Below are 24367 nucleotides of genomic sequence, written 5' to 3' on the forward strand. Positions count from 1 at the left end.
GCGGCAGACGCTATATGGTCAGCCGCAGCGGCGCCCGCTTGCGCGGTCGAAGAGATGCAGCGCATCGGGATCGAAGGTCAGTCCGATCTTCTGGCCGGCGGTGACGGCGGTTCGGGGCGGGAGGGCGGCCATCAGCCGATGCGGCCCGAGCTGGGCGGTCACGATCATTTCAGGTCCGGTGAGTTCGGCCACCTCGCAGACGGCTTCGAACGCGCCGGGCTCCGCAAGCCGCAGCGCCTCCGGCCTGATGCCTAGAACGACTTCGTGGCCTTGACCGAGTTTTGCCGCAGCCGCCGGTAGGGGCAGGACGGTGGAGGTGCCGTCGACCCTCAGAGCGCCATCGACGATGGTGGCATTCAGGAGATTCATCGGAGGCGCGCCGACGAAGGTCGCGACGTAGAGCGTCGCCGGGCTATTGTAGATTTCCTCAGGAGTGCCGAGCTGCTCGATCCTGCCATCGCGCATGACCGCGATGCGGGTCGCGAGCGTCATCGCCTCGATCTGGTCGTGGGTGACATAGACGACGGTGGTCTTCAGCATCTGGTGCAGCCGCTTCAGCTCAGTCCGCATTTCCATGCGCAGCTTTGCGTCGAGGTTCGACAACGGCTCGTCGAAGAGGAAGACCTCCGGCTTGCGCACCAGCGCCCGGCCGATTGCCACGCGCTGGCGCTGGCCGCCGGAGAGCTGGCTCGGCTTGCGGTCAAGCAGGGCTTCGATCTGCAGGAGCTTCGCGGTGTCGCGCACAGCCGCGTTGCGCTGCGCCGTGGGCACCTTGCGCATTTCGAGGCCGAAGCCGATGTTGCGATGAACGGAGAGGTTGGGATAGAGCGCGTAGGACTGGAACACCATGGCAATGTCCCGGTCCTTTGGATGGACGCCAAGCACCGACCGGCCGCCGATCCTGACGTCGCCGCTCGTTGCCTCCGCCAGCCCGGCAATGATGTTGAGCAGGGTGGATTTTCCGCAGCCCGAGGAGCCGAGCAGCACGAGGAACTCGCCGCTCTCCAGCGAAATGTCGATGCCTTTCAGCGTCTCGACGTCGCCATAGGTCTTGCGGATGTTCTGGATCTCGAGCGCGCTCATCAAACGGCCTCCCCGGATATCTTTGCCGCACGATAGCTGCGTGGGAGGGTGGATATGGCGCGGGATGCCACCTCGGTTCCCGCCGAAAGGCAGGACGCGAGCACTTCCCCGCGGGCAAGGGCGGCAAGGAATCCAGCGTTGAAGACGTCGCCAGCGCCGATCGTATCGACGACCTTCACCTTGGGGGCTGCCGCCGAGACCAGGTTGCCATCCGCATCGATGGCGATCGCCCCCTCGGGACCGCGCTTGACGACGACGATCGCACCTGACGGCATATGCGAGCGCAGGACACGCGCCGCCACGGCGGGATCATCGATGCCGGTCAGGGTCGTCGTCTCCACCTCGTTGAGCAGCGCGACCCCGCAGCGGGAGAGCCATTGCCGCGTTGCCGCACAATTTGCTTCTGTCCAGCCGTCGAGCGGCCAGCCGGTATCAAGGGCGACCGTAATCCGGTGTTGGTCGGTCCAGTCGAAGAAGGCATCGTAGTCGCGCGTCAGGTCGTCGGTCAGGAAGGAACCGCAGAGCAGGGCGTAGCCGCCGGAAAGCCGGGCCCCATCGAGCACGGCATGCACGTCGGCTAGGCTGAAGCGGGGCAGGTGCCCGCGCGTGGTGAAGAAGGTGCGCTCGCCGTCGGGATGCGTGATGCCGACCGAGAGCGTCGTGCCTTCCGGGCGCACCGGCCATTTGCTGGCGCGCTCGCCGAAGGCCTCGCTCAGCCAGCGGCCGAACTGATCATCGCCGACATTGGCGGCGATCTCGTAGTCGACGCCGAGACCCTCCCATGCGAGCGCACTGTTGCCGGCTGCGCCGCCGACGCGCAATTCATCATGATCGACGATGATTTCGGTGCCGGCCTTCGGCCAGGGGGCGGCCGGGCCGAGGATCAGGTCGATATTGACGTTGCCGATGACGGTAAGCGGCTTCATTCACTCGCTCCGGGTGATCTTGGTAGAGCGGACTGGCGTCCCGGCATTTTCGACGCGTGCATCGGCGAATGCGATCATCAGAGACTGCGCAACCGGCAGCAGCTGGAAGATCGCGGCCAGACCGCTCGCAGGCTTGAAGGGTAGCGTGACGGCGCCGGCAACCGGCTCCTCGCCCGAGGAGTCGAAGACGATGACCGGCGCACCCGTCTCGACCGCCGAGACGGCCATGGCCGTCACGAGACCTGCCGTCGCATCCTGGCCACGGAAAAGCACGACGCCGATCGAGGGGCCCAGCATTTCCATAGGTCCATGGCGAAGCTGTCCGCCTTCAAGCGAGAAGCAGGGACGGCGCGACAGCTCTGTGAGGCCGAGCGCGAGCGCTTCCGCGACACCCTGCAAACGGCGCCCGGACGTGACGACCGTGGCGACATTTGCGAGGGCTGCCAGAGCAGGTTCGATATCGAGGCTCTGCGGCGCCCCCAACACCGCCAGTGCCGCTGCCGGATCCTCCCCAAGCGCTGCGAAGATCGCGAGATGCAGTGCGAAAGTGACGGTCAGACTCCGCGTTGCCGCGAAGGCGAGCTCGGTGCCGCCCGCGCCGACCAGCGACGGGGCCGTCCGCGCCAGAAAGGAGCCGCCTTCCAGCGTCAGGCCAAAGGTGTCCGCATTTGCGCCGGTCTCGTCGAACCAGCGCAGGACCTCTGCGCTTTCACCTGATTGCGATGTCACGAAGACCGTGCGGCCATCGAGCGAGAGCGGCTGGCCGAGCTGCTCCGACAGCGGCAGGGCGATCGCGTCGAAACCGGCCGCGCGATAGAGCGGTTCGACAGCCCGGTTGACGGCGTGCGAGCCACCCATGCCGAGCAGCAAAAGCTTGCCGGTGCGCTTCAGCGACGCGGCAGCTTTGGCGGCCATTTCGCCCGCGCTTTCGTAAGATGCTATCGCATCGGTATGCTGCCGCGCCATTTCGCGATCGATCGCGGCAAGACCTGCCGGGCGGCTTTTCTCTGTGGTCATGTTCATCCCTTGACGCCGCCACTCGTGAGCCCCGAAATCAGGGTGCGTTGCGTGACAAGACCGATCAGCACCGGGGGCAGGGCGGCGAGCACACCGGCGGTCGCAATCAGTCCGTAATCCGAGACACGGCCGCCGGCCAGGTCGGCGATGGCGACGGTGAGCGTCTTGGCGCGCTGGTCGGACGTGAACAGCAGCGCATAGAAGAATTCATCCCAGGCAAGCAGGAAGGCAAAGAGTGCGGATGTCGCGACTACCGGCATGGCAAGCGGCAGGGTGAGGATCCTCAGTGTCTGGAAAAGACCCGCACCGTCGATCATCGCAGCGGATTCGATCTCCCTGGGAATGGAATCGAAGCCGGATTTCATCAGCCAGGTCGTGAAGGGCGCGAGGATCGTCAGATAGACGAGCGACAGACCGAAGACGGTGTTGAGCATGCCGAGATAAGCAAGGCCCATATAGAGCGGCACGGAAAGCGCGACCGGCGGCAGCATATAGGTTGCAATCACCATGGAGAGCGACCACCCGATTGACGGGGTGCGCGAGACGGCCCAGCCGGCCGGAATGGCAAGCGCGATCGCGGCGACCGTCGCCATGCCAGCGACCTCTATGCTGTTGCGCAGCGATGCGGTGAAGGCGGCGCCAGCACTGTTTTCCAGCGTGGAAAGCAGCAGCTGGTAACGAGAGAAATCGGCCGTGTGTGGCCACCAGCGCAGCGGCTTGGCAGCAAGATCGGCAGCCGGCGATATGCTCATGATGAAGAGCCAGAAGATCGGCGCCAGGATGACGACCGCCAGCAGCAGCGCGCAGACATAGATGAAAGCGGTGAAATAGGGGCTCTTGCGTTCCATCAGGCAGCACTCCCCGCCGTCTTGCGGACCAGGGTGGCATAGGCGACGGCAAGCAGCGTGACCAGCAGTGTGACGATGAGCGCAAGCGATGCGCCGGAGCCGGCCCGCTGGAAGGAGAAGGCCTCCTGATAAACGAGGATGGAGAGCGTGCGCGTGCTATTTGCGGGGCCGCCGCGAGTCATGACCCAGATGATGTCGAACACCTTGAAGGCCTCGATCGTGCGAAGCACCAGCGCCACCATCAGCGGGCCGGCGAGATAGGGCAGGATGACAAAGCGAAAGCGGGCAAACGGCCCCGCACCGTCGACCAGTGAGGCCGCCGTGATCTCGCGGGGCACCGCCTGCAGGGCGGCGAGGGCAATCAGCGCCACCAGCGGAAAGTTCTTCCAGCAGTCAGCGACGATCAGTGCCGTCAGCGCGGTACCGGGTTCGCCGAGCCATGAGCGATAGGCATCGATAAGGCCAAGCTGGTTCAGCGCCGCATTGAGCGCACCATATTCCGGATTGTAGATCAGCCGCCACAGCGTCGCGTTCACGACCGTCGGCAGCGCCCAGGGCAGGATCATCAGCGCCCGCAATACGCCGCGTCCGCGAAACTCCTGGTTCAACAGCAGCGCGGCAAGTACGCCCACCACCATCTCTGCGGCAACGGATATGATCGCGAACCATGTCGTCGTGATCAATGTGCGCTGGAAATTCGAACCCGAGAGCATCTTCACGTAGTTGTCGATGCCGACGAAATTGCCGCCGGTACCGACAAGCTTCGCATCCGTGAATGAAAGGCCGACGGTGTCGACGAGAGGCCATCCGATGACGGCGACCATCACCACAAGCAGGGGCAGCATCAAGAGCCAGGCGCGGGTTGTCATCCAGGTGCCGGACATGGCAGGGCCACCTTTTTCATTCATCGGGCAGGATCGGGAACGGGCGGCGGCAGGCGCCGCCCGGGTACAAGTCTTAGAGGCCGCTGTTTTCGGCAGCAGAGTTCAGGGCGTCTTCCGGCGTAGACTGGCCGAGGAGCGATTCCTGGATCGCCTGCTGCAGCGCAGTCGAAAGTTCCTGATACTTCGGCGTCGTCGGACGCGGATACATGGCGGCAAGACCAACCTTGGCAGCCGAGATCAGCTCTTCCTGTCCCTTGGTCACAGCCGGATCGTCATAGGACGAGGCCCAGATCGGCAGGCTAAGCTTGGCATACTCGTTCTGCGTCGCCTGCGACGTCATGAAGGCGATGTACTTCCAAGCCTCATCCGGATGCTTGCTGGCGGTCGTGACACCAAGGCCCATCGAGCCGTTGACGGCCGAAGCCTCGCTCTTGCCCGCAACACCAGGGGCCGGTACAACGCCGACCTTGCCGGCAACCTTGCTGTCCTTCGGATCGTTCGCCATGTTGTACATGTAGGTCCAGTTCAGCGCGAAGGCGGCATCGCCGTTCTGGAAGACCTTGCGGACATCCTCTTCCAGGAATTCCTTGGAGTTCGGGTTGGTCAGGCCGGAGGTGTAGCTCGACACCATGTACTTCAGGGCATCGAGGCCGCCGCCGGTTTGGAAGTCCGGCTTGCCGTCCTTCAGGAAATCGCCCTTATAGGCGCTGACGAGCGTCGTGTAGTCACAAATCGCTGCCTCGGCCTGCGACCAGCTCCAGGCGATTGGGGTGGCCAGGAGGCCCTTGTCCTTGATGGCCTTGGCTTGCTCGGCCAGCTCGTCCCAGGTCTTCGGCGGTGCCTTGATGCCGGCCTTCTCGAGGATTTCCTTGTTGTAGAACAGGTATTTGGTATCAAGAATCCAGGGCATTCCGTAGTACTTGCCATCGTACTGTACGGTCGTCCAGGCGCCCGGCAGTACGCCCTTCTTCATCTCGTCGGTGATGCGCGAGGAGACGTCGACCAGAACGTTGTTGCTCGCGTATTCGGCCGGCCAGATAACGTCGAACAGCACGACGTCGTAGCCGCCGCCGGAACCCTGGGCCAGAACGGTCTTGTCGTGCAGTCCTTCATAGGGGACGAATTCAAGATTGACCTTGACGTCGGGGTTGGCCTTGGTGAAGGCATCCGTCATGGCGCGCACATCCGCTTCACTGTAGGCGGCCTGGGCCATGAAGAGGGCGTTCAGGGTTGTTTCGGCAAATGCATGCGATGCAAAGGATACGCTGATCAGCGCGGCGCCGACCAGCGTCTTGTTTAATGATTTCAACATTCCAGCCTCCAGTTTTTTGACAGTCACGCGATTTTCCAACGGCGGCTCCTGTCGCCATTGGCTATCGAAAGGGCAACCGGCAGACCGGGTGCCAAACCTGATCGGATCGCCGACGGGCGATGCCCCTGCGTTCCCTGAAACTCTCCGGTTTCTTTTTTAGTCAATTGTATTGACTTAATAGTTCTTCAATATTTTACTGGTGTCAAGAGGCAAAAACGGATGAACGATATTCGCCCGATCAGGGCCACGAGCGGAACGAACCACGAAGGCACCAGCGCCCATAACCGGCGGGTGATCATCGACGCGCTGCGCCTGAACGGCGCGTTGTCGCGGGCTGATCTCGCGCGCGCCACGCTGCTGACGAAGCAGACCGTCTCCAACATCATCGAAGAGCTGGAAAATATCGGCCTCGTTTCGTCGCAGGAGATGGTACGCCGCGGCAGGGGGCAGCCGTCGACGCCCTACGGGCTGGTGCCAGAGGGTGCCTTCGCCATCGGCCTGCAGATCGACCGCCACATCACGCGCGCAATTGCGGTCGACCTGGTCGGCAATGGTCTCGTCCGGAAGGAAGCCAATCTTCCTGCCGGCGGGCCGGCCATCGGAACACCGGTCGTCCTGCAACTCCTCGACGATGTTCGCAGCGAGTTGAAGCGGCTGGTCCCGCAGGCAGACAAACGGCTGGTCGGCCTCGGCGTTGCCATGCCCGGCCCCTTCGGGATTGAAGAGGACGATAACGATCCCTGGGTGATGGGCGCCTGGCAGCGGTTTCCGCTGCTGGAAACGCTGGCTGCGGGCACGGGCCTCAATGTCAGCCTTCAGAACGACGCGGCAGCCTGCGCAACGGCCGAGCGCATGGTTGGCAGGGCTCACGGGCTCGACGATGCCGTCTGTCTCTACGTCGGATACGGCATTGGCGCCGGCCTGATTCTTGGCGGCGAACTTTATAGCGGCGCTCATGGCAATGCCGGCGAAATCGGCATGGCGCTCCTCACGTCGGGCGGCAGGCAGACACCGCTGGAACATCGCGCCTCGCTCGCCTCGCTCTACCAGCATCTCGGTGTCGATCCGATGGCGCCGGATATCTATGCGCTCATCGGGGAGCGCACGGCAAAGGACGATCCGAAAATCCTCGCCTGGGTGAAGGAGGCGGCTGCGGACCTGCGCTGGAGCGTTCACCTGATTGAAACAGTCTTCGATCCGCAGACGGTCATTCTGTGCGGCGCGCCGGAGGCATTGGCAACGCGGCTGCTCGCCGCGATGCAGCCGCTGCTGCCGTCCAACGCGGACCGTCCCGATCGTATCCTGCCGCGACTTCAGCTCGGCATGACAGATCCCTGGACGGTTGCCCGCGGTGCTGCCGCTGAGCCGATCGGCCATGCCTTCGACCCGCGCTTCTCCGCAATCCTGAAGGCTTAGAGCCTTCAAGTTCAAACGGAATCGTTCTGCCAGAAAGATTTTGCGTCTGGACCGAGGCTTCGCGATGGGCACACCTGGCGAAGATAATGGCGGAAAATCACCCCGCCACACGCCGCTGCGCCATGCGCCGAACATGCTGCTTCGCCGGGCCGTGTTGCGGGATCGGCTGGACGGAACGGACTGGGCCTATTCGGCACCCGCTTCCGGCAGGCTGATCGAGTCTCGGACCACACCATACTGGCTGCCCCAACGATCCGTCATCTCGCAGCGGATATCCCAAAGCTCGGGGAAAAACCGGTGGTGCGCGCCGGCCCGCAGCAGCTCGACCGGGCGGCCTTTCAGCGATTTTGACGCGAGCCCGATCGAGCGGTGGATCAGATAGAGATGGTTGGCGCGGAATTTCTGAAACAATTCGTCGAATTCAATCAGCGCCTCGGCGACAACATAGCTGTCGCCATGGTCATATCTTGCATCATAGATATCCTCGACTGAAAGGCCGCGGCCATCGAGATAGGCACTCTTGAAGGCTCGCCAGAGATCCGGCGGCATACGCAACAAGAGTTTGAAGCCCGGCGACTCCTGGCCGCTGCCATTGCCGAGCTGAAGGCGGATCTGCTGGTATTCTTTCGGCGACATGGTTTCGAGAAGGTCGAACTGCGCCGTCATCATCCGCATCAGGCGATGAACGCGCCCCATAAGCGTGACGATGCGATGGGTATTCTGCTTTTCCATGAAATCGATGACGTCGACGAGTGTATAGGCGATGAGCTTCATCCATAGCTCTTCGACCTGATGGACGATCTGAAACTGCAGCTCGTCAGCATTCGCCATCTCCGCCAGCGGCTTTTGACAGTCGAGTAGTTTGTCGCATTGGAGATAGACGCCGTAGTCGAGCATCTCGGGCGTTTCGATGCGGGCGTAATATTCTTCCTTTTGCATTGCGGCGGCTCCTTCTGCCGGCATTTGCGCCGGTCCTGCTGCGCTGTGCCCACCGTCACATTAATCGCTTTTTGCTTGAACATTGTTCCTTTCTGTTATCCTGATGATGACAATGAGAGAATGATTGTGACGACCTACGGCAAAGCATGGAACAGATGACTTTGGATAATCTGGATCGAAAGATCGTTAGCGCGCTTGAGGCGGATGCCCGCATCTCCTTTGCGGGTCTCGCTGAAGCCGTCGGCCTCAGCAAGACACCATGTTGGAAGCGCGTGAAGGCGCTGGAGGATGCCGGCATCATTCGCGGCTATACGACCCGGCTGGATCCCGCAAAACTCGGCTTCGGCATCGAGGCCTTCATCCAAGTGTCGATCGATTTTGAACTATCGGAAGAGTTTGAAGAGGCTGTGATCAGACATCCGCTGATCTGGCGATGCCACGCGACGACGGGGGAGGCCGACTATCTGCTGCATGTCGTTACCATCGACATGGCCGCTCTCGACCGCATGCTGCGAGAGGAACTGAGCCGGTTGCCCGGCGTGCGTCGAACCGTGACCTCGATGGCGATGCGCGAAATCAAGGGCGACATTTCATTCGCAGCCGCGACCTGCCACATCCAGAAACGATAGGATGGGCGCCGACATCGCCGACAGAACTGTTTCCATTTGCTTGAAAGGCCCTGGCTTAGGTGTCAGGCGTGCCGCGGTTTGGCGCCAAGCCGTGCAAGCACCTCGCCCGGAATTCCGTAGCGCTGGATGACGTCGCGGTTGTTGCGCAGCCCGCAGATCTCGCGATGGACGAAGAGCGCCCAGACTGCTTCGGCCGCAGCATCGACGAGTGTCTCCTGCTCCACGCCGACCTTGCCCTTTGCCTCGCCGTTCCGAAGCGCGGCTAGGGCCTCCTCGACCTTCAGGCCCTGCCGGCCGAGCGCGGAGGCACGTTCCGACATCAGCTCATACTCGAGGATACCGAGACCTGTCTCAGTGGTACTCGATGGATTGAGGCCGCGAGGCGGACGAACACTCATATTGATCTCCGCATGGCAAGAGTGTTGGCTCTTTCTACACGGCTTGACACCGCCTGCCAATTTCCTCCGATTTAGTAAGTACAGACTTACGATGCGGCGGTGGGCACGCTGAACTGAAAGACGGCACCTTGGGGTACATTCGCCGCCTGCACCTGACCGCCATGCGCTTCTATGATTGAACGGCAAATCGACAGCCCCATGCCCATGCCACCAGGCTTGGTCGTATAAAAAGCATCGAAGAGGTGGTCAAAACTCTCAGGTTCAAGGCCTGGGCCGGAATCGCGCACTGTAACAAGTACGCCGGTGGATGCATCCTTCCCGGAGTCGATCGCCAATTCTCGGGGCCGCTCCGTTACTTCGCTCATCGCTTCGATGGCGTTGATGATAAAGTTAAGGATCACCTGTTGCAATTGAACTCGATCCCCGCGGATGGGCGGAAGATCCCTTCCGAGCCGGGTCTCCAGCGAGACGCCATTCCTCAGCACTTCGCTGCGGGTGAGGGCGATGACGTCGATGATGATTTCATTGATGTCCAACCGGTCCTTCCGCGGCGGCGCTTTCTTGACGAGGGCCCGGATGCGGCGGATGACGTCGCCGGCTCGACTGCCGTCCCTGCTGATGCGGCCGAGCGCCGCCTGGGCCTCTTCCAGATTGGGCGGCTGGGTGCCCAACCAGCGCAAAGCGGCATTGGCGTTGGCGACGACCGCGGCGAGCGGCTGGTTGACCTCATGGGCAATCGACGACGTCAGCTCCCCGAGAGTCGACACGCGCGTAAGATGGGCGAGGTCCGCCTGCGCCTGGTGCAGCGCTTTCTCCGCCTCCTCGGCCCGCTTGCGATCCTCCACATCAGTGATCGTTCCGTACCAGGTGACGATATTTCCGAGGTCATCATGCCGCGGCACCGTGCTGCACAGGAACCACCGATATTCTCCATCAGCCCGCCGCACGCGTGCTTCCAGCGTGAAAGGGTTTCCCGCTCCCAGGGCAGTACGCCACTTCTCCAGGAGCGTTGCGCGGTCAGCGGGATGCCACGAAACCGTCCAGCCCCATCCCTTGACCTCCTCCAAAGGAAGACCTGTGTATTCGATCAAGCGCTTGTTGACGAAGTTGACAGAGCCGTCAGGCAGAGCGCTCCAAACCAACGCGGGAATGGTGTCGATGACGAGTTGAAGTTCCTCTTCGGTCTGCCGGGTCCTTTCTTCCGTCTCCGCCTGCCACCGTTGCAATGCAACGGTCGCTTCGTTGGCGGCGATCCCGAGGAGAAGCCGTTCATTGGGGGTCGGAAAATCCGGTCTCTGCGAACCTACGACGATCGCCGAGTCGCCACCCAGTCCGATCGGCGCAACAGCAATGCTCGCCGTGCCCCCTCCAACGGGATTGGCGACGGCCAGCTGGCGGTCGGATGAGAGTGTCGGCAAGATCTCAGGCAGCACCGCGCGAATTGCCTCCAGTGAATCGGCAGCGCTCCGCCCGTCGGCCCGTGCGATCTCGATCAGCGGACCATCGCGTGTTCCGTGAAGGGAGATGTAAACGAATTCCGAGTCGAGCATCGAAACGAGCGCTGCTGCGATGCTGTCGGCCATCTGATACGGATCGTAGCTCTGCAAGATTGCCGGCAGCGCGGAAAGCGCGAGGAGGTCACGCATGCAACGGCGCAACTCCGTTGGATCGGAGAGCGCCTGCACTCGCGGCATGACCGGTCTCGTCGGCATTTTCCCCCGCCGCGCTGGCCCTCAATGCGCTGAGGCCCCTCGGCCACGCACCTCGTTGAGCAATTCGTCCGGTGGCACGTAGTATGGATTCTCCCGCAGGATTCCCCCAATGATCACCTGAGGATGGGTGCGCAGAATGTCCATTGTGACGGCGGCACTGAACCTTGTCAGGTCGTAGGTGCAGACGGTCACTTGGTCGTAATTCGGCAGGATATAATTCAGTCGCGACTCGTACTCGACGATGTCGTGCACACCCGGAAGCTCTGAGAGCGCCCATTCCATGTTCGCCCACAGCCGGGTCAAGCCGAAGCCCTGCTTCTTAGCGGCACTGAACAGGTCTTCCAGCAGTGCGAGCATCGCCTGCTGATCGAAGCGCCCGTCGCGCAAATAGCCGTCCTCCCAGGAAAGCATATCAAACTGCCCGTTTTGCTCGGCGTCCGCTATGTCGATGCCGCTCTCTCTCAGGCGCGCAAGCCGCTCCGCTCGATGCGCCTTGTCGACAAACTGGAAGGTCTTATCGCCCGTCTCCAGACCGTCTTTCACAAAGGGCAGGAGGATTTGGTACTCTTCGTCCCTGGTATGGAAGAAAGCGCATGCATGACAGCCACACGCTACTGTCGATCTCGCCAACTCGATGGTTCTTTTGGCTTCGGCCATGGTTCACTCCCTGCGACAGAGCGCATGAAGAAGTGGCTGCATCTCGTCTGGTAACTTGCCGAACGGCGAGTCACGCATGCTTTGGCTTCAAGACAGATCGAGCCGTTCGCACGAGTGAAGAGATGTCACTGGAATTAAATACCTTCTTGCACTTGATGGCAAGTCGAAGTGCCGCCGCTGCAGATGCCGGGCTGAAGGAGGAGAGATGAACCTCGTGGGGGCGTTGCTATGTGTTGGTGCGCAACCATGGAGATACGGCAGCACGTTTTGCCGTCTGGGACAATCTGGATATTCGAATAGTCGATGTGGCGTATTTCGTAGAGAAACCCCGTAGGCGCTCAATGTTCTTGAGGATCTTTAACATCTGGTGAGCCTCCCCTGGAGGCATGCGGGAGAGCACAACGCCATCAAGCTTCGCAGGATCTTGCGTCGCGATGTCGATGATGGACCAGAGATCGTTGTCGATGCGTAAGCTGTAACGGCGCGCCATCGGTATCCTCGCTATGAAGCGATCTAAACGGCTTAATGGAAAACGGCCCCGCGGGATCGATTACGCTCGATCTCGAAAGGCACGGCGTCACGTCGATTGACCGCCTGTATGGCGTGCTCGGTTTCCCAACCCAGTTTCCAGGCATCATATCTCGCGAGCCATTCGGCAAGCGCTTCGGCTGTGTGGCCCAGCATTCTTTCCGGATGCAAGTAAGGGTTGTCCGAAAGCTTGAATCCGAGAACGCGAGCGCGCGATCCGCGCTTTTGCAGATCAACCATTTCGTCGATCGTCATTAGTTTTCCCCAGCACTCTAATGTTACGAAAGTACGCTAATAAAGGTTAGGCTAAACAACAAGTCACGGCAGATAGTTATCGCTAGATGCAGTTGCAGAACCGCACCCAGCCACCTTAGCGAAAACAATAGCCAACCGAAATAATCAATTGTGGTTAGGAGGTAAGGCTGGGCGAAAGGTAATTAATCACGGTAACCAAGCGGATATATCGGTATGCACGCAAGGATAGCAATTTGCGGATGGACGCGCTTGATGATCGTCTAAACTATTTGGCCACCAAATGGCTTTCGGCCCGCCTGATCAGGCGGGCCGAAAGTCAAGCTAGAAGTCCATCCCGGCTCCGGGAGGCATGGCGGGAACAGCGGATTCTTTCCTGGGCTTCTCCGCCACCATGGCTTCGGTCGTCACCAGAAGGCCTGCAACGGAGGCGGCATCCTGAAGCGCAGTGCGCACGACCTTTGCAGGGTCGATCACGCCCATCGCATAGAGGTCGCCATACTCGCCCGTCTGCGCATTCCAGCCAAACGAGAAGTCACTGCTCTCGCGCAATTTGCCTACGACGATCGAACCTTCGGCGCCGGCATTCTCAGCGATCTGGCGCGCCGGGGCTTCAATCGCGCGGCGGACGATATCGACACCGACCCGCTGGTCCGTATTGGCCGCCTGGAGATTTTCGAGCGCTTTGACGGCCCTGAGCAATGCGACGCCGCCGCCCGGTAGAATTCCTTCCTCGACCGCAGCGCGGGTCGCATGCAGCGCATCGTCGACACGGTCCTTCTTTTCCTTCACTTCGATTTCCGTCGAACCGCCGACGCGGATGACAGCAACGCCGCCAGCGAGCTTGGCAAGACGCTCCTGCAGCTTCTCGCGGTCGTAGTCGGAGGTGGTTTCTTCGATCTGGGCCTTGATCTGGGCAACGCGGCCTTCGATGTCGGACTTCTGGCCAGCACCGTCGATGATCGTGGTGTTTTCCTTCTCCACCACGATTTTCTTGGCACGGCCGAGCATATCGAGGGTGACATTTTCGAGCTTGATGCCGAGATCTTCGGAAATCATCGTACCGGCAGTCAGGATGGCGATGTCTTCGAGCATGGCCTTGCGGCGATCGCCGAAGCCCGGTGCCTTGACGGCAGCAATCTTCAGGCCACCGCGCAGCTTGTTAACGACGAGCGTTGCCAGAGCTTCGCCTTCGACGTCTTCAGCGATGATGAGGAGCGGCTTGCCGGACTGCACGACAGCTTCGAGAACCGGGAGCATGGTCTGCAGGTTCGAGAGCTTCTTTTCGTGGATCAGGATGTAGGGATCCTCAAGCTCGACCCGCATCTTCTCCTGGTTGGTGACAAAGTAGGGGCTTAGATAGCCGCGGTCGAACTGCATGCCTTCGACGACTTCGAGTTCGGTTTCAGCAGTCTTGGCTTCCTCGACCGTGATCACACCCTCGTTGCCGACCTTCTGCATTGCTTCGGCAAGGAAGCGGCCGATTTCGTCATCGCCATTGGCCGAGATGGAGCCGACCTGGGCGATTTCGGCGTTGTTGGAGATACTCCGCGCCTTGTTCTTCAGTTCCTTGACGACTTCGGCAACAGCGAGGTCGATACCGCGCTTCAGATCCATCGGATTCATGCCGGACGTAACAGCCTTGGCACCTTCTCTGACGATTGCCTGGGCGAGAACGGTCGCGGTCGTGGTGCCGTCGCCTGCCACATCGCTGGTCCTGGAAGCCACTTCTCGCAGCATCTGGGCGCCCATGTTTTCGAACTTGTCTTCCAGCTCGATTTCCTTGGCGACCGACACGCCGTCCTTCGTGATGCGCGGAGCGCCGAAGGACTTGTCGATAACGACGTTGCGGCCCTTCGGACCGAGCGTGACCTTCACGGCATTGGCAAGTATGTCGACGCCGCGAAGCATGCGTTCACGCGCCTCGGTATGGAATTTAACTTCTTTAGCAGCCATGTCTTTGTTCCTCCATAAAGCAGCCTGCTATGAAACCACGTCAGCCTGAGAGCCGTTTAGGCGGCCTTGGTATCGGCAGCCTCCCCCTCGATGATCCCCATTACATCGCTCTCCTTCATGATCAGAAGGTCTTCTCCGTCGATCTTGATCTCGGTGCCGGACCACTTGCCGAACAGGATGCGGTCGCCGGCCTTGACATCGAGTGGCTGCAGCTGGCCGGCTTCTGTCCGTGCGCCGGGGCCTACGGCGATCACTTCGCCTTCCTGCGGCTTTTCTTTCGCTGTGTCCGGAATGATGATGCCGCCTTTGGTCTTTTCGTCAGATTCGACGCGGCGAACGAGAATGCGGTCATGCAGCGGTCGGAACGTCATGTTCTCCTCCACGGGTAAACGATGATGATCGATGTTCCATTCCCCGGAACCGCCTGACCAGTCCGGGGTGGCAAGCATCCTCGGGTCTCGGAAAAAATCTGCTCCCGTTTTCTCCAATTTCAAGAGGGCATAGCAAAAAGTTAGCACTCTTGCAGGGAGAGTGCTAAGTGGGAGCGGCGGACCCCGCACACTCGCGTTTGTCACATGCTGATACTCAAGCGGTTCTGCGCGCAGCATCGTGCTTGTTCCGATGACGCATGCAGCTAGTCCGAACCAATCCGTCAGGATAGGGGCGAGCGCGCTCGCCGTGTTGTCGTTCGACCACGTCGCCGGCGAAATTTGCCTGCCGACAAGAATCGGTCGGCTGAGCACCCATGCTGCAATGCGGCAACGAAAGCCTCTTGACGGGTCCGATACGGAGACTGTTTAGTGCAACTGATCTGGTGGACCGACCAGTGGATCAGTGGGAGGGGGATCGTGGAGGAGAGCCCGATCTTGACGCAGGTGCCGAATGTCGGGCGAAGCCTGACCCGGCAGACGGCGCGCGACGTCATCGCTGAAAAGCTGATGGTGCTGATCGCGACAAACATGCTGCGGCCCGGCGATGAGTTGCCGGGTGAGCGCGAGCTTGCCAATGTTCTTCACGTCAGCCGGGAGACGGTGCGCGGCGCAATCCAGATGCTTGCCGCCCAACGCATAATCGAAGTGTCGCATGGAAGCCGTAGCCGTGTCGGCAAAGTCGATCTCAGCCACATCACGGTAACGATTGCATCGCCGAGCGCCATCGACAGCTACGACCTGGAGTCGGTTCATGCCGCGCGGCTGCACATCGAGCTCAAGGTCGTCGGCGACGCTGCCGAAAGGATCGACGGCGAAATACTGAAAAAGCTCGAGAGCCTGCTGGAAGCGCAACGTCTGGGAGGAGACGATGCGATGCGCTTTCTGATCTGTGATCGCGAATTCCACCTTGCGATCTATCGCTCCTGCGGCAACCCACTGCTCGCCGACTTCGTAAGCGATCTTTACACCTACATGATGAATTACCGGCGCAACGCCATGTCGCAGCCGGGAGCCATCGAAGCGAGTTACAACGACCACGTCGCGATCGTGGACGCCTTGGCTCGGCATGACAGGGATGCCGTGGTCGCCGCGTTCCAGCATCATCTGACACGTATTTATGAAACAACCAGCGTTCTGCTTGCCGCCGGCGAGCCGGCTTGAGCGGACGGGGAGGAGTTAGCCAGTATGCATGTGATGGTTATCGGCGCGGCTGGGATGATCGGCCGCAAATTGGTGGAAAAGCTCGGCTCAGACGCGGAAGTGCTCGGCCGCGGCATCGACAAGCTGACACTCGTCGACGTCATTGCTCCGCCGGTGCCTCACGCACTCGCCTCCGTTGCCAACGCGTTGGCGCTTGATCTCTCGGATGCTGAAAGCGCGGTCAAGCTTGCCGGTATGCGGCCGCATCTGATCTTTCATCTCGCCGCCATCGTGTCCGGTGAGGCCGAAGCCGATTTCGACAAGGGCTACCGCATCAATCTCGACGGCACGCGCTCGCTCTTCGAAGCCATCCGGCATGAGGGACAGAAGGAGCCCTATAATCCCCGCCTCATCTTCGCCTCATCCATCGCCGTTTTCGGACAGCCGTTCCCGGAAAAGATCGGCGATGATTTCTTCACGACGCCGCTGACGAGCTACGGCACCCAGAAGGCGATCTGCGAGCTCTTGCTCGCCGATTATTCAAGACGTGGCATCTTCGACGGCATCGGCATTCGCCTACCCACAGTCTGCATTCGCCCCGGCAAACCCAACAAGGCGGCGTCCGGCTTTTTCTCGAACATTCTCCGCGAACCGCTCGTCGGTCAGGAAGCTGTGCTTCCGGTCGACGAGAATGTCCGCCACTGGTTTGCAAGCCCGCGGTCAGCCGTCGGCTTCTTCATCCATGCCGCGCGCATCGATACCGCCAGGATCGGGCCGCGCCGCAATCTGAGCATGCCCGGCCTGTCGGCACTTGTCGGCGAGGAGATCGAGGCATTGCGCCGCGTTGCCGGCGAAAAGGCAGTCAAACTCATCCGCCGCGAGCCTGATCCCGCTATTCGTTCGATCGTTTCCGGCTGGGCGACAGATTTCGATGCGCAGCGCGCGACCGCGCTCGGCTTCAAGGCGGAAACCAACTTCGATGAGATCATCAAGATCCATATCGATGATGAGCTTGGGGGCAAGATCTAATGGCGGAATCCTCAATCGCGCAAAAAGGCCAGATCGCGCTCGTCACCGGCGGTGGCACCGGCATCGGCTACAACATCGCCAAGGCATTGAGCGCCGAAGGTTATGTCGTCGTCATTACCGGCCGCCGGAACGACGTGTTGGAGAAAGCCGCTGCCGACCTTGGTGCGGCGACAGGCGGGACAGTTCGCGCGATCGCGTGCGACATCGGCGTCGCCGAGCAGGTGGCCGGTCTTTTCAGCAAGATCAAGGCCGAGTTCGGCCGGCTTGATCTCCTCGTCAACAATGCCGGCACCAACGTTCCGGCGATCCCACTGGAAGAGGTCACCTTCGAGCAATGGAACGGTGTGGTTGCGGCCAATCTCACCGGCGCCTTTCTTTGCACGCAGCAAGCCTTCAAGCTGATGAAGTCGCAGGAGCCGCGCGGCGGCCGCATCATCAACAACGGTTCGATCTCGGCAACCACGCCACGCCCGAATTCCGCTCCTTACACCGCGACCAAGCACGCGATCACGGGGCTTACCAAATCGACCGCGCTCGACGGGCGGCCCTACGATATCGCCTGCGGTCAGATCGATATCGGCAATGCCGCGACAGACATGACGTCGAAGATGAGCTCCGGCGTGCTGCAAGCGAACGGCGAGATCGCCAGCGAGCCGACCATTCCCGCTGAGCATATCGCCCGCGCGGTCGTCTACATGGCAAGCCTGCCGTTGGAGGCCAACGTCCTTTCCATGACCGTGATGGCGACGAAGATGCCGCTTGTGGGCAGGGGATAGGTCATACCGAAGTCGAATTGGCTTGCGCATTGCCGCCGAATATCCTGGAGGAGAGGATTATCGGCAGTTGCAGGCAAAACAGGTTCTGGGAGGAGCTTTTATGGCAGGTGTCGAATTCATCGATGTCAAGAAATCATTCGGGGCGGTCCCGGTCATCAAGGGTGTGAACATCGAGGTTGCGGATGGGGAGTTCGTGATCCTTGTCGGACCGTCCGGATGCGGCAAGTCGACCCTTCTCAGAATGCTCGCCGGGCTTGAGAATATCTCCGCAGGTGAAATCCGCATCGGCAGCCGCGTCGTCAACAGGCTAGCACCCGGCGAGCGCGATATCGCGATGGTATTTCAGAATTACGCGCTCTACCCGCACATGACGGTGGCGCAGAACATGGCCTTCTCGCTGAAGCTCAAGGGCTCGGCGAAGGCGGATATGGACCAGCGCGTCAAGAAAGCCTCCGAGATTCTCGGCCTCACCAAGCTTCTGGAACGCTATCCGCGCCAGCTTTCCGGCGGCCAGCGGCAGCGCGTTGCGATGGGCCGGGCGATCGTACGCGATCCGCAGGTCTTCCTTTTCGACGAGCCGCTCTCCAACCTCGACGCCAAGCTCCGCGTTGCCATGCGCTCGGAGATCAAGGAGCTTCATCAGCGCCTCGGCACCACGACGGTCTATGTCACCCACGATCAGATCGAGGCCATGACGATGGCCGACAAGATCGTCGTCATGCATGACGGCGTGGTCGAACAGGTGGGAGCGCCGCTCGATCTCTATGACCGGCCGGCCAACCTTTTCGTTGCCGGCTTCATCGGCTCGCCGGCCATGAACATGATCAAGGGTCGCCTCAACCCTGAGAACGGCAATCAGTTCATCGCTTCGGACGGGACCGTTCTGCCGGTCGCAAATCCGCCAGCCGGCGCAAAAGGGCGAGACCTCATCTATGGCCTGCGTCCGGAATATATCGCGCTCGACGCCAACGGCCTGCCTGTGGAAATCGCTGTGATCGAACCGATGGGCTATGAGACGCAGCTGATCGGCAAGCTCGCGGGAAGCGATGTCACCTGCATCTTCCGCGAACGCGTCAATGCGCGGCCCGGCGACAATCTGCGGGTCTCGATCGACGCGCCACACGTCCATCTCTTTGACGCCGAAAGCGGCCAGAGACTGAGTGCTTGATACCGTATCGACTGTTGGGCGGGAGGAAGAGGAGACCTCCCGCTCACCAGTAAATGCGGATGCATCCGGTTTAACCGGATGAGACAGCCGCCATTCACCAAGCGGGACGGTGGATGCCGGAGACCTTGCTCCCGCTCTTCAAAGGAGGAGTAACATGAAGAGACGTGACTTTCTTGCAGCTTCGGCAGCCGCCGCCGGTATGGCGGGCCTCTCGCCGTTCGGCCTACGCCCGTCTTTCGCCCAGGCTGAACCGAGCTACAAGCCGGAAGCGGGCGCGAGCCTCAGGCTTCTGCGCTGGACGCCCTTCGTCAAGGGAGACGAGGACGCCTGGCTTGCAAACACGAAGAAGTTTACCGAGGCGACCGGTGTCGAGGTTCGCATCGACAAGGAGAGCTGGGAAGACATCCGCCCGAAGGCCGCTGTCGCCGCCAATGTCGGCTCCGGCCCTGATATGGTGATGTGCTGGTTCGACGACGCCCACCAATATCCTGACAAACTCGTCGACCAGACCGAGCTTGCCAACTACCTCGGCAACAAATACGGCGGCTGGTATGACGGCTTGCGCGGTTACGCAACCCACGATGACAAGTTCATTGCCATGCCGCTGACGGCGATCGGCAACGCCGTCGTCTACCGCGACAGCCATATGAAGGCCGCGGGCTTCAGCGAATTCCCGAAGGACACCGCAGGCTTCCTCGAGCTTTGCAAGGCGATGAAGGCAAAGGGCACACCGGCCGGATTCCCGCACGGCAAGGCCGTCGGCGACGGCAACAACTATGCCCATTGGCTGCTTTGGAGCCATGGCGGCAAGATGGTGGACGAAAGCGGCAAGGTGACGATCAACAGCCCTGAGACGCTGGCAGCCATCAACTACGCGAAGGAGCTCTATGCGACGTTCATTCCGGGCACGGAAAGCTGGCAGGACATCAACAACAACCGTGCATTCCTTGCCGGGCAGGTTTCGCTGATCGCCAACGGCGTGTCGGTCTATTATGCCGCGAAGAAGGATCCGAAGCTTGCGGAGATCGCCGCCGATATCAGAACGACCAACTTCCCGATCGGCCCGGTCGGCAAGAGTGTCGAGCTGCACCAGACGAGCTCACTGCTGCTCTTCAGCCATACCAAGTATCCGGAAGCTGCCAAGGCCTACATCAAGTTCATGATGGAAGGCGACCAGATGAACGCCTGGATCGAGGGCTCCAGCGCCTATTGCTGCCAGCCGCTCAAGGCTTTCGCCAACAATCCGGTCTGGACCGCCGATCCGGTTCATGCGCCGTATGCCCGCGCTTCCGAAACGCTCCGGCCGAACGGCTATGCCGGCCCGCTGGGCTATGCTTCGGCAGGCGTGATGGCCGATTACGTGCTGGTCGACATGTTCGCTGTCGCCGTCACCGGCCAGATGACCCCGGAAGATGCCATGAAGGAAGCAGAGCGCCGGGCAAATCGCTACTACCGGGTCTAATCCCGCTTGAAGTCTGCAGCATGCCGGCGACGGCATGCTGCGATTGTCCATCAGGAGATACACCATGGCGACCGTGACATCCGGGGATACGGCGACGCGCAGCCCGATCGCATCACTCATGCAGAACAACAATCTGCTCGGCTTCCTCTTCATGCTGCCGGCGGCCATCTTTCTGGTTTGTTTTCTCACCTACCCGCTGGGGCTCGGGGTCTGGCTTGGTTTCACCGACACCAGGATCGGGCGCGACGGTATCTTCATCGGGCTGGAAAACTATCAGTACCTTGCCAGTGACTCCGTCTTCTGGCTGTCGGTATTCAACACCCTGCTTTATACGTTTGTCGCCTCCGTCATGAAATTCGTGCTCGGCCTGTGGCTGGCCCTGCTCCTCAACCAGCATCTGCCATTCAAGTCGTTCTTCCGTGCGATCGTGCTTCTGCCGTGGGTAGTTCCAACGGTTCTTTCGGCGCTGGCTTTCTGGTGGATCTACGATGCCCAATTCTCGATCATTTCCTGGTCGCTGATGCAGATGGGCCTGATCGATGCACCGATCAATTTTCTCGGCGATCCCACCAATGCGCGGATCTCGGTCATCGTCGCCAACGTCTGGCGCGGCATTCCGTTCGTCGCGATCTCCCTGCTCGCAGGGCTGCAGACCATCCCCGCCTCGCTTCAGGAAGCGGCCTCTCTGGACGGCGCAACGAGCTGGCAGCGGTTCCGGTATGTGACGCTGCCCATGCTGACGCCGATCATCGCGGTCGTGATGACCTTCTCCGTGCTTTTCACGTTTACCGATTTCCAGCTCATCTACGTGCTGACCAAGGGCGGACCGGTCAATGCGACGCATCTGATGGCGACGCTGTCCTTCCAGCGCGGTATTCCGGGCGGCCAACTGGGCGAGGGGGCCGCCATTGCGGTGGCAATGATCCCCTTCCTGCTTGCCGCAATCATGTTCAGCTTCTTCGGTCTGCAGCGCCGCAAATGGCAGCAGGGCGGCCAGGATTAAGCTCGGGAGAAAATCATGAACGCCAACGTCAACACCAGCGACCGGGTTCTGACCGACAATGTCGAGGGCATGGGTTATCTCAATCGCCTGCCCCGGCGGATTGTGATGCTTTATTTGCCGATGGCGGTCTTCGTCTTCGTGCTGCTCTTTCCGTTCTATTGGATGGCGATCACCGCCGTCAAACCGAACGCGCAGCTGACCGACTACAGCAACTTCAGCCCCTTCTGGGTCGTCGGCCCGACGCTCGATCACATCAAATATCTGTTCTTCGAAACGTCCTATCCGGGCTGGCTGTGGAATACGATGGTGGTTGCGGTCGGCTCAACGGCGCTGTCGCTCGTGGCATCCGTCCTGGGGGCCTATGCGATCGAACGCGTGCGCTTTACCGGCTCGCGCCCGGTCGGGCTGCTGATCTTTCTCGCCTATCTCGTGCCGCCTTCGATCCTCTTCATTCCGCTGGCCTTCATCGTGTTCAAGCTGGGGATCTATGATTCCAGGCTGGCGCTGATCTTCACCTATCCGACATTCCTCATTCCCTTCTGCACCTGGCTGCTGATGGGCTATTTCCGCTCGATTCCGTTCGAGCTCGAGGAAAGTGCCTTGGTCGACGGCGCAAACCGCTGGCAGATCCTGGTGAAGATCATCCTTCCGCTTGCGGTCCCCGGCTTGATATCGGCCGGCATTTTCGCCTTTACGCTCTCATGGAACGAGTTCATCTACGCGCTCACTTTCATCCAGTCGTCGGAAAACAAAACCATTCCCGTCGGTGTTCTGACGGAACTGGTGCGCGGCGACGTGTTCGAATGGGGTTCGCTGATGGCCGGCGCGTTGTTCGGTTCGCTGCCTGTCGTGATCCTCTACTCCTTCTTCGTCGATTACTACGTCTCGTCGATGACCGGCGCGGTGAAGGAATGATGAAGCTGATAAAGGGCGTTCGGATGCAGGGAGGCGGCGCCGCGTTACTCATTGGAAGCTGAAAACAGTTTCAGCTCTTGCTAATCGATATTATCCTGAGCCGGTAATTGACGCTTCGCGTGAAATCAACTTCTATCCGCCACCGCTTTCCGGGAGGTTGAAAGATGCGTGTCGTGACAGGGATTGCCGAGCTGCGGGAGCATATCGCGGCGATCAAGAATGAAGGCCGGACGCTCGGCTTCGTGCCGACGATGGGATTTCTTCATGCCGGCCATATGGAGCTGGTCGCACGCGCACGGAGCGAGAACGATGCCGTTATCGCCTCCATCTTCGTCAACCCGCTGCAATTCGGCCAGAACGAGGATCTCTCGCGTTATCCCCGGGACCTCGAGAGGGATAGCGCCATGCTTTCGGCTGCCGGCGTCGATCTTCTTTTTGCTCCTGATGTCGAGGAGATGTATCCGCGGCCGATGCAGACCGTGGTCGACGTGCCGGCGCTCGGCAGCGAACTGGAAGGCGCCGTCCGGCCCGGACATTTTGCCGGCGTGGCGACTGTGGTGACCAAACTTTTCAATATCGTTCAGCCGCATGCCGCCTATTTCGGCGAGAAGGACTACCAGCAGGTCGTGATCATCAAGCGGATGGTCGAGGATCTTGCCCAGCCGGTCCGCATCGTGGCCGTCGAGACGGTGCGCGAAGCGGACGGACTGGCGTTCTCATCGCGAAACAGCTACCTGAAGGCCGACGAGCGCGCCGCGGCGGTGATCGTTCCCCGTGCGCTCGATGAGGCCGAACGCCTTTACAGCAATGGCATGGACGATCCGCGTGCACTCGAAGCCGCGTTGAGGGAGTTCATTGCACGCGAACCCCTTGCTACCGCCGAAGTCGTCGCCGTTCGCGATCCGGAGACGCTGGAGCCGCTAACGACCTTGCGCGACCGGCCGGCGCTTGTCGCTCTCTTCGTTCGCATTGGCGCCACCAAGCTTCTTGACAACAGGATCATCGGCCGTCAATTCGATGCCGCATCGAGGGCAGCCTAATGAGCAAGGTCCTTAGTCAAAAGCGGCTCACTCCGGTCCGAATTCAGTCGATGAAAGGCTCCGTGCCGATCGTCTGCCTGACGGCCTACACGACGCCCATGGCGCGAGCGCTCGACGCTCACTGCGATCTGCTGCTGGTCGGCGATTCCGTCGGCATGGTGCTCTACGGTCTGCCGAACACGATTCCCGTCACCCTCGACATGATGATCGCCCACGGCCAGGCGGTCATGCGCGGCGTCACCCGCGCCTGCGTGATCGTCGATCTGCCCTTCGGCAGCTATCAGGAATCGAAGGAACAAGCCTTTCGAAGTGCGGTGCGGATCATGCAGGAAACCGGATGCGACGGGGTCAAGCTGGAGGGCGGCGAGGAAATGGTCGAGACCATCGCTTTCCTGACTGCGCGCGGCGTGCCGGTCTGCGGACATATCGGACTGATGCCGCAACAAGTGAACACCGCGGGCAGTTACCGCTCGCTCGGTCACTCCGAAAGCGAGACCGCAAAGATCAGGCGCGATGCCCGCGCCGTCGGCGGGTCCGGCGCCTTTGCCGTTGTCATCGAGGGAATGGTGGAGCCGCTGGCACGTGAAGTGACCGCCTCGATCCACGTCCCGACGATCGGTATCGGCGCCTCGGCGGCTTGCGACGGCCAAATATTGGTTGCAGACGATATGCTGGGCCTGTTCACGGATTTCACGCCCAAATTCGTCAAGCGTTACGCCGGGCTTGCGCAGACGATCGAGGACGCCGTGCAAGCTTACGCCGGCGATGTTCGAAGCCGCCGCTTCCCGGGGCGGGAACATACGGTCGACATCCGCGTCCCACCACCCGCTTGACCTGAACGCTCCG

General features: G+C 60.9%; 24 protein-coding genes. 11 read left to right on the plus strand and 13 right to left on the minus strand.

The annotated features are described in order from the left end of the window. Positions 1 to 18 precede the first annotated feature (18 nt). From HGP14_RS10305 to HGP14_RS10330, 6 genes are all read right to left on the minus strand, one after another. Complete coding sequence (locus HGP14_RS10305; RefSeq protein WP_168829745.1) at positions 19 to 1083, minus strand: ABC transporter ATP-binding protein; 1065 nt, start codon at positions 1081 to 1083, stop codon at positions 19 to 21. Further along, a complete protein-coding gene (locus HGP14_RS10310; RefSeq protein ID WP_168829746.1) occupies positions 1083 to 2009 on the minus strand; it encodes a PfkB family carbohydrate kinase in 927 nt (308 codons plus the stop codon). Before HGP14_RS10310 ends, HGP14_RS10305 begins: the two co-directional genes overlap by 1 nt. Beyond that, positions 2010 to 3032 (minus strand): SIS domain-containing protein, encoded by a 1023-nt coding sequence (locus tag HGP14_RS10315; protein WP_168829747.1) that lies wholly within the window; start codon positions 3030 to 3032, stop codon positions 2010 to 2012. It abuts the gene before it with no gap. After that, positions 3029 to 3874, minus strand: a complete 846-nt coding sequence (locus HGP14_RS10320) for a carbohydrate ABC transporter permease (protein ID WP_168829748.1) — start codon at positions 3872 to 3874, stop codon at positions 3029 to 3031. Before HGP14_RS10320 ends, HGP14_RS10315 begins: the two co-directional genes overlap by 4 nt. Next, positions 3874 to 4758, minus strand: coding sequence for a carbohydrate ABC transporter permease (locus tag HGP14_RS10325; protein ID WP_168829749.1), 885 nt, complete (start codon positions 4756 to 4758; stop codon positions 3874 to 3876). Before HGP14_RS10325 ends, HGP14_RS10320 begins: the two co-directional genes overlap by 1 nt. Positions 4759 to 4831: 73 nt before the next feature. After that, positions 4832 to 6070 carry an extracellular solute-binding protein gene (locus HGP14_RS10330; RefSeq protein ID WP_168829750.1) on the minus strand — a complete coding sequence of 413 codons (1239 nt, stop codon included), beginning with the start codon at positions 6068 to 6070 and terminating at the stop codon, positions 4832 to 4834. Positions 6071 to 6289: 219 nt separating this feature from the next. Here HGP14_RS10330 and HGP14_RS10335 point away from each other — a divergent pair, with 219 nt between their 5' ends. Beyond that, positions 6290 to 7486 (plus strand): ROK family transcriptional regulator, encoded by a 1197-nt coding sequence (locus tag HGP14_RS10335; protein WP_168829751.1) that lies wholly within the window; start codon positions 6290 to 6292, stop codon positions 7484 to 7486. Between the two features lie 186 nt (positions 7487 to 7672). Here HGP14_RS10335 and HGP14_RS10340 read toward each other — a convergent pair whose 3' ends face one another. Next, complete coding sequence (locus HGP14_RS10340) at positions 7673 to 8425, minus strand: tryptophan 2,3-dioxygenase family protein (RefSeq protein WP_168829752.1); 753 nt, start codon at positions 8423 to 8425, stop codon at positions 7673 to 7675. Between the two features lie 155 nt (positions 8426 to 8580). Between HGP14_RS10340 and HGP14_RS10345 the strand changes: the two genes are divergently transcribed. Continuing rightward, entirely contained in the window at positions 8581 to 9054 is a 474-nt protein-coding gene (locus tag HGP14_RS10345) for an Lrp/AsnC family transcriptional regulator (protein ID WP_168829753.1), read from the plus strand. 62 nt (positions 9055 to 9116) lie between these two features. On the opposite strand, the gene HGP14_RS10350 is transcribed toward HGP14_RS10345, so the two are convergent. The 6 genes from HGP14_RS10350 to groES form a co-directional block, all read right to left on the minus strand. Beyond that, entirely contained in the window at positions 9117 to 9452 is a 336-nt protein-coding gene (locus tag HGP14_RS10350; RefSeq protein ID WP_168829754.1) for a DUF6665 family protein, read from the minus strand. 86 nt (positions 9453 to 9538) lie between these two features. Continuing rightward, on the minus strand, positions 9539 to 11098 hold the full coding sequence (locus HGP14_RS10355) for a sensor histidine kinase (protein WP_205927114.1): 1560 nt from the start codon (positions 11096 to 11098) through the stop codon (positions 9539 to 9541). An 87-nt stretch (positions 11099 to 11185) separates the two neighbouring features. Further along, positions 11186 to 11821, minus strand: a complete 636-nt coding sequence (locus HGP14_RS10360) for an MEDS domain-containing protein (RefSeq protein ID WP_168829756.1) — start codon at positions 11819 to 11821, stop codon at positions 11186 to 11188. Positions 11822 to 12343: 522 nt separating this feature from the next. Beyond that, entirely contained in the window at positions 12344 to 12604 is a 261-nt protein-coding gene (locus HGP14_RS10365) for a CrpP-related protein (protein WP_168829757.1), read from the minus strand. A gap of 321 nt (positions 12605 to 12925) precedes the next feature. Continuing rightward, complete coding sequence (gene groL, locus HGP14_RS10370; RefSeq protein WP_168829758.1) at positions 12926 to 14557, minus strand: chaperonin GroEL; 1632 nt, start codon at positions 14555 to 14557, stop codon at positions 12926 to 12928. Between the two features lie 56 nt (positions 14558 to 14613). Next, a complete protein-coding gene (groES, locus tag HGP14_RS10375) occupies positions 14614 to 14928 on the minus strand; it encodes a co-chaperone GroES (RefSeq protein ID WP_168829759.1) in 315 nt (104 codons plus the stop codon). Between the two features lie 477 nt (positions 14929 to 15405). Between groES and HGP14_RS10380 the strand changes: the two genes are divergently transcribed. The 9 genes from HGP14_RS10380 (at position 15406) to panB (ending at position 24354) form a co-directional block, all read left to right on the plus strand. After that, positions 15406 to 16149, plus strand: a complete 744-nt coding sequence (locus HGP14_RS10380; RefSeq protein WP_168830285.1) for a FadR/GntR family transcriptional regulator — start codon at positions 15406 to 15408, stop codon at positions 16147 to 16149. A 24-nt stretch (positions 16150 to 16173) separates the two neighbouring features. After that, a complete protein-coding gene (gene denD / locus HGP14_RS10385; RefSeq protein ID WP_168829760.1) occupies positions 16174 to 17157 on the plus strand; it encodes a D-erythronate dehydrogenase in 984 nt (327 codons plus the stop codon). Then, positions 17157 to 17933: an SDR family oxidoreductase gene (locus tag HGP14_RS10390; protein WP_168829761.1), complete on the plus strand. Its 777-nt coding sequence runs from the start codon at positions 17157 to 17159 to the stop codon at positions 17931 to 17933. Before denD ends, HGP14_RS10390 begins: the two co-directional genes overlap by 1 nt. Before the next feature lie 100 nt (positions 17934 to 18033). Next, positions 18034 to 19101, plus strand: coding sequence for an ABC transporter ATP-binding protein (locus tag HGP14_RS10395; RefSeq protein ID WP_168829762.1), 1068 nt, complete (start codon positions 18034 to 18036; stop codon positions 19099 to 19101). A 154-nt stretch (positions 19102 to 19255) separates the two neighbouring features. Then, positions 19256 to 20563: an ABC transporter substrate-binding protein gene (locus tag HGP14_RS10400; RefSeq protein WP_168829763.1), complete on the plus strand. Its 1308-nt coding sequence runs from the start codon at positions 19256 to 19258 to the stop codon at positions 20561 to 20563. Between the two features lie 64 nt (positions 20564 to 20627). Further along, positions 20628 to 21566 carry a carbohydrate ABC transporter permease gene (locus HGP14_RS10405; RefSeq protein ID WP_168829764.1) on the plus strand — a complete coding sequence of 313 codons (939 nt, stop codon included), beginning with the start codon at positions 20628 to 20630 and terminating at the stop codon, positions 21564 to 21566. 15 nt (positions 21567 to 21581) lie between these two features. Further along, positions 21582 to 22481: a carbohydrate ABC transporter permease gene (locus tag HGP14_RS10410; RefSeq protein ID WP_168829765.1), complete on the plus strand. Its 900-nt coding sequence runs from the start codon at positions 21582 to 21584 to the stop codon at positions 22479 to 22481. 164 nt (positions 22482 to 22645) lie between these two features. Beyond that, positions 22646 to 23521, plus strand: coding sequence for a pantoate--beta-alanine ligase (gene panC / locus HGP14_RS10415; protein ID WP_168829766.1), 876 nt, complete (start codon positions 22646 to 22648; stop codon positions 23519 to 23521). Next, positions 23521 to 24354: a 3-methyl-2-oxobutanoate hydroxymethyltransferase gene (gene panB, locus HGP14_RS10420; protein ID WP_168829767.1), complete on the plus strand. Its 834-nt coding sequence runs from the start codon at positions 23521 to 23523 to the stop codon at positions 24352 to 24354. The genes panC and panB overlap by 1 nt, the downstream gene beginning before the upstream one ends. Positions 24355 to 24367 lie beyond the last annotated feature (13 nt).

Origin of the sequence: Rhizobium sp. P32RR-XVIII, from assembly GCF_012641395.1 — a bacterium.
Lineage (GTDB): Bacteria > Pseudomonadota > Alphaproteobacteria > Rhizobiales > Rhizobiaceae > Rhizobium.

Coding starts and splice junctions, on each gene's coding strand:
- HGP14_RS10305 (WP_168829745.1), bottom strand. CDS start 1,083: ATGAGCGCGCTCGAGATCCAGAACATCCGCAAGACCTATGGCGACGTC.
- denD (WP_168829760.1), top strand. CDS start 16,174: ATGCATGTGATGGTTATCGGCGCGGCTGGGATGATCGGCCGCAAATTG.
- HGP14_RS10310 (WP_168829746.1), bottom strand. CDS start 2,009: ATGAAGCCGCTTACCGTCATCGGCAACGTCAATATCGACCTGATCCTC.
- HGP14_RS10340 (WP_168829752.1), bottom strand. CDS start 8,425: ATGCAAAAGGAAGAATATTACGCCCGCATCGAAACGCCCGAGATGCTC.
- groL (WP_168829758.1), bottom strand. CDS start 14,557: ATGGCTGCTAAAGAAGTTAAATTCCATACCGAGGCGCGTGAACGCATG.
- HGP14_RS10410 (WP_168829765.1), top strand. CDS start 21,582: ATGAACGCCAACGTCAACACCAGCGACCGGGTTCTGACCGACAATGTC.
- HGP14_RS10320 (WP_168829748.1), bottom strand. CDS start 3,874: ATGGAACGCAAGAGCCCCTATTTCACCGCTTTCATCTATGTCTGCGCG.
- HGP14_RS10355 (WP_205927114.1), bottom strand. CDS start 11,098: ATGCGTGACCTCCTCGCGCTTTCCGCGCTGCCGGCAATCTTGCAGAGC.
- HGP14_RS10395 (WP_168829762.1), top strand. CDS start 18,034: ATGGCAGGTGTCGAATTCATCGATGTCAAGAAATCATTCGGGGCGGTC.
- groES (WP_168829759.1), bottom strand. CDS start 14,928: ATGACGTTCCGACCGCTGCATGACCGCATTCTCGTTCGCCGCGTCGAA.
- HGP14_RS10390 (WP_168829761.1), top strand. CDS start 17,157: ATGGCGGAATCCTCAATCGCGCAAAAAGGCCAGATCGCGCTCGTCACC.
- HGP14_RS10335 (WP_168829751.1), top strand. CDS start 6,290: ATGAACGATATTCGCCCGATCAGGGCCACGAGCGGAACGAACCACGAA.
- HGP14_RS10330 (WP_168829750.1), bottom strand. CDS start 6,070: ATGTTGAAATCATTAAACAAGACGCTGGTCGGCGCCGCGCTGATCAGC.
- HGP14_RS10360 (WP_168829756.1), bottom strand. CDS start 11,821: ATGGCCGAAGCCAAAAGAACCATCGAGTTGGCGAGATCGACAGTAGCG.
- HGP14_RS10400 (WP_168829763.1), top strand. CDS start 19,256: ATGAAGAGACGTGACTTTCTTGCAGCTTCGGCAGCCGCCGCCGGTATG.
- HGP14_RS10350 (WP_168829754.1), bottom strand. CDS start 9,452: ATGAGTGTTCGTCCGCCTCGCGGCCTCAATCCATCGAGTACCACTGAG.
- panC (WP_168829766.1), top strand. CDS start 22,646: ATGCGTGTCGTGACAGGGATTGCCGAGCTGCGGGAGCATATCGCGGCG.
- HGP14_RS10405 (WP_168829764.1), top strand. CDS start 20,628: ATGGCGACCGTGACATCCGGGGATACGGCGACGCGCAGCCCGATCGCA.
- HGP14_RS10345 (WP_168829753.1), top strand. CDS start 8,581: ATGACTTTGGATAATCTGGATCGAAAGATCGTTAGCGCGCTTGAGGCG.
- HGP14_RS10315 (WP_168829747.1), bottom strand. CDS start 3,032: ATGAACATGACCACAGAGAAAAGCCGCCCGGCAGGTCTTGCCGCGATC.
- HGP14_RS10365 (WP_168829757.1), bottom strand. CDS start 12,604: ATGACGATCGACGAAATGGTTGATCTGCAAAAGCGCGGATCGCGCGCT.
- HGP14_RS10325 (WP_168829749.1), bottom strand. CDS start 4,758: ATGTCCGGCACCTGGATGACAACCCGCGCCTGGCTCTTGATGCTGCCC.
- panB (WP_168829767.1), top strand. CDS start 23,521: ATGAGCAAGGTCCTTAGTCAAAAGCGGCTCACTCCGGTCCGAATTCAG.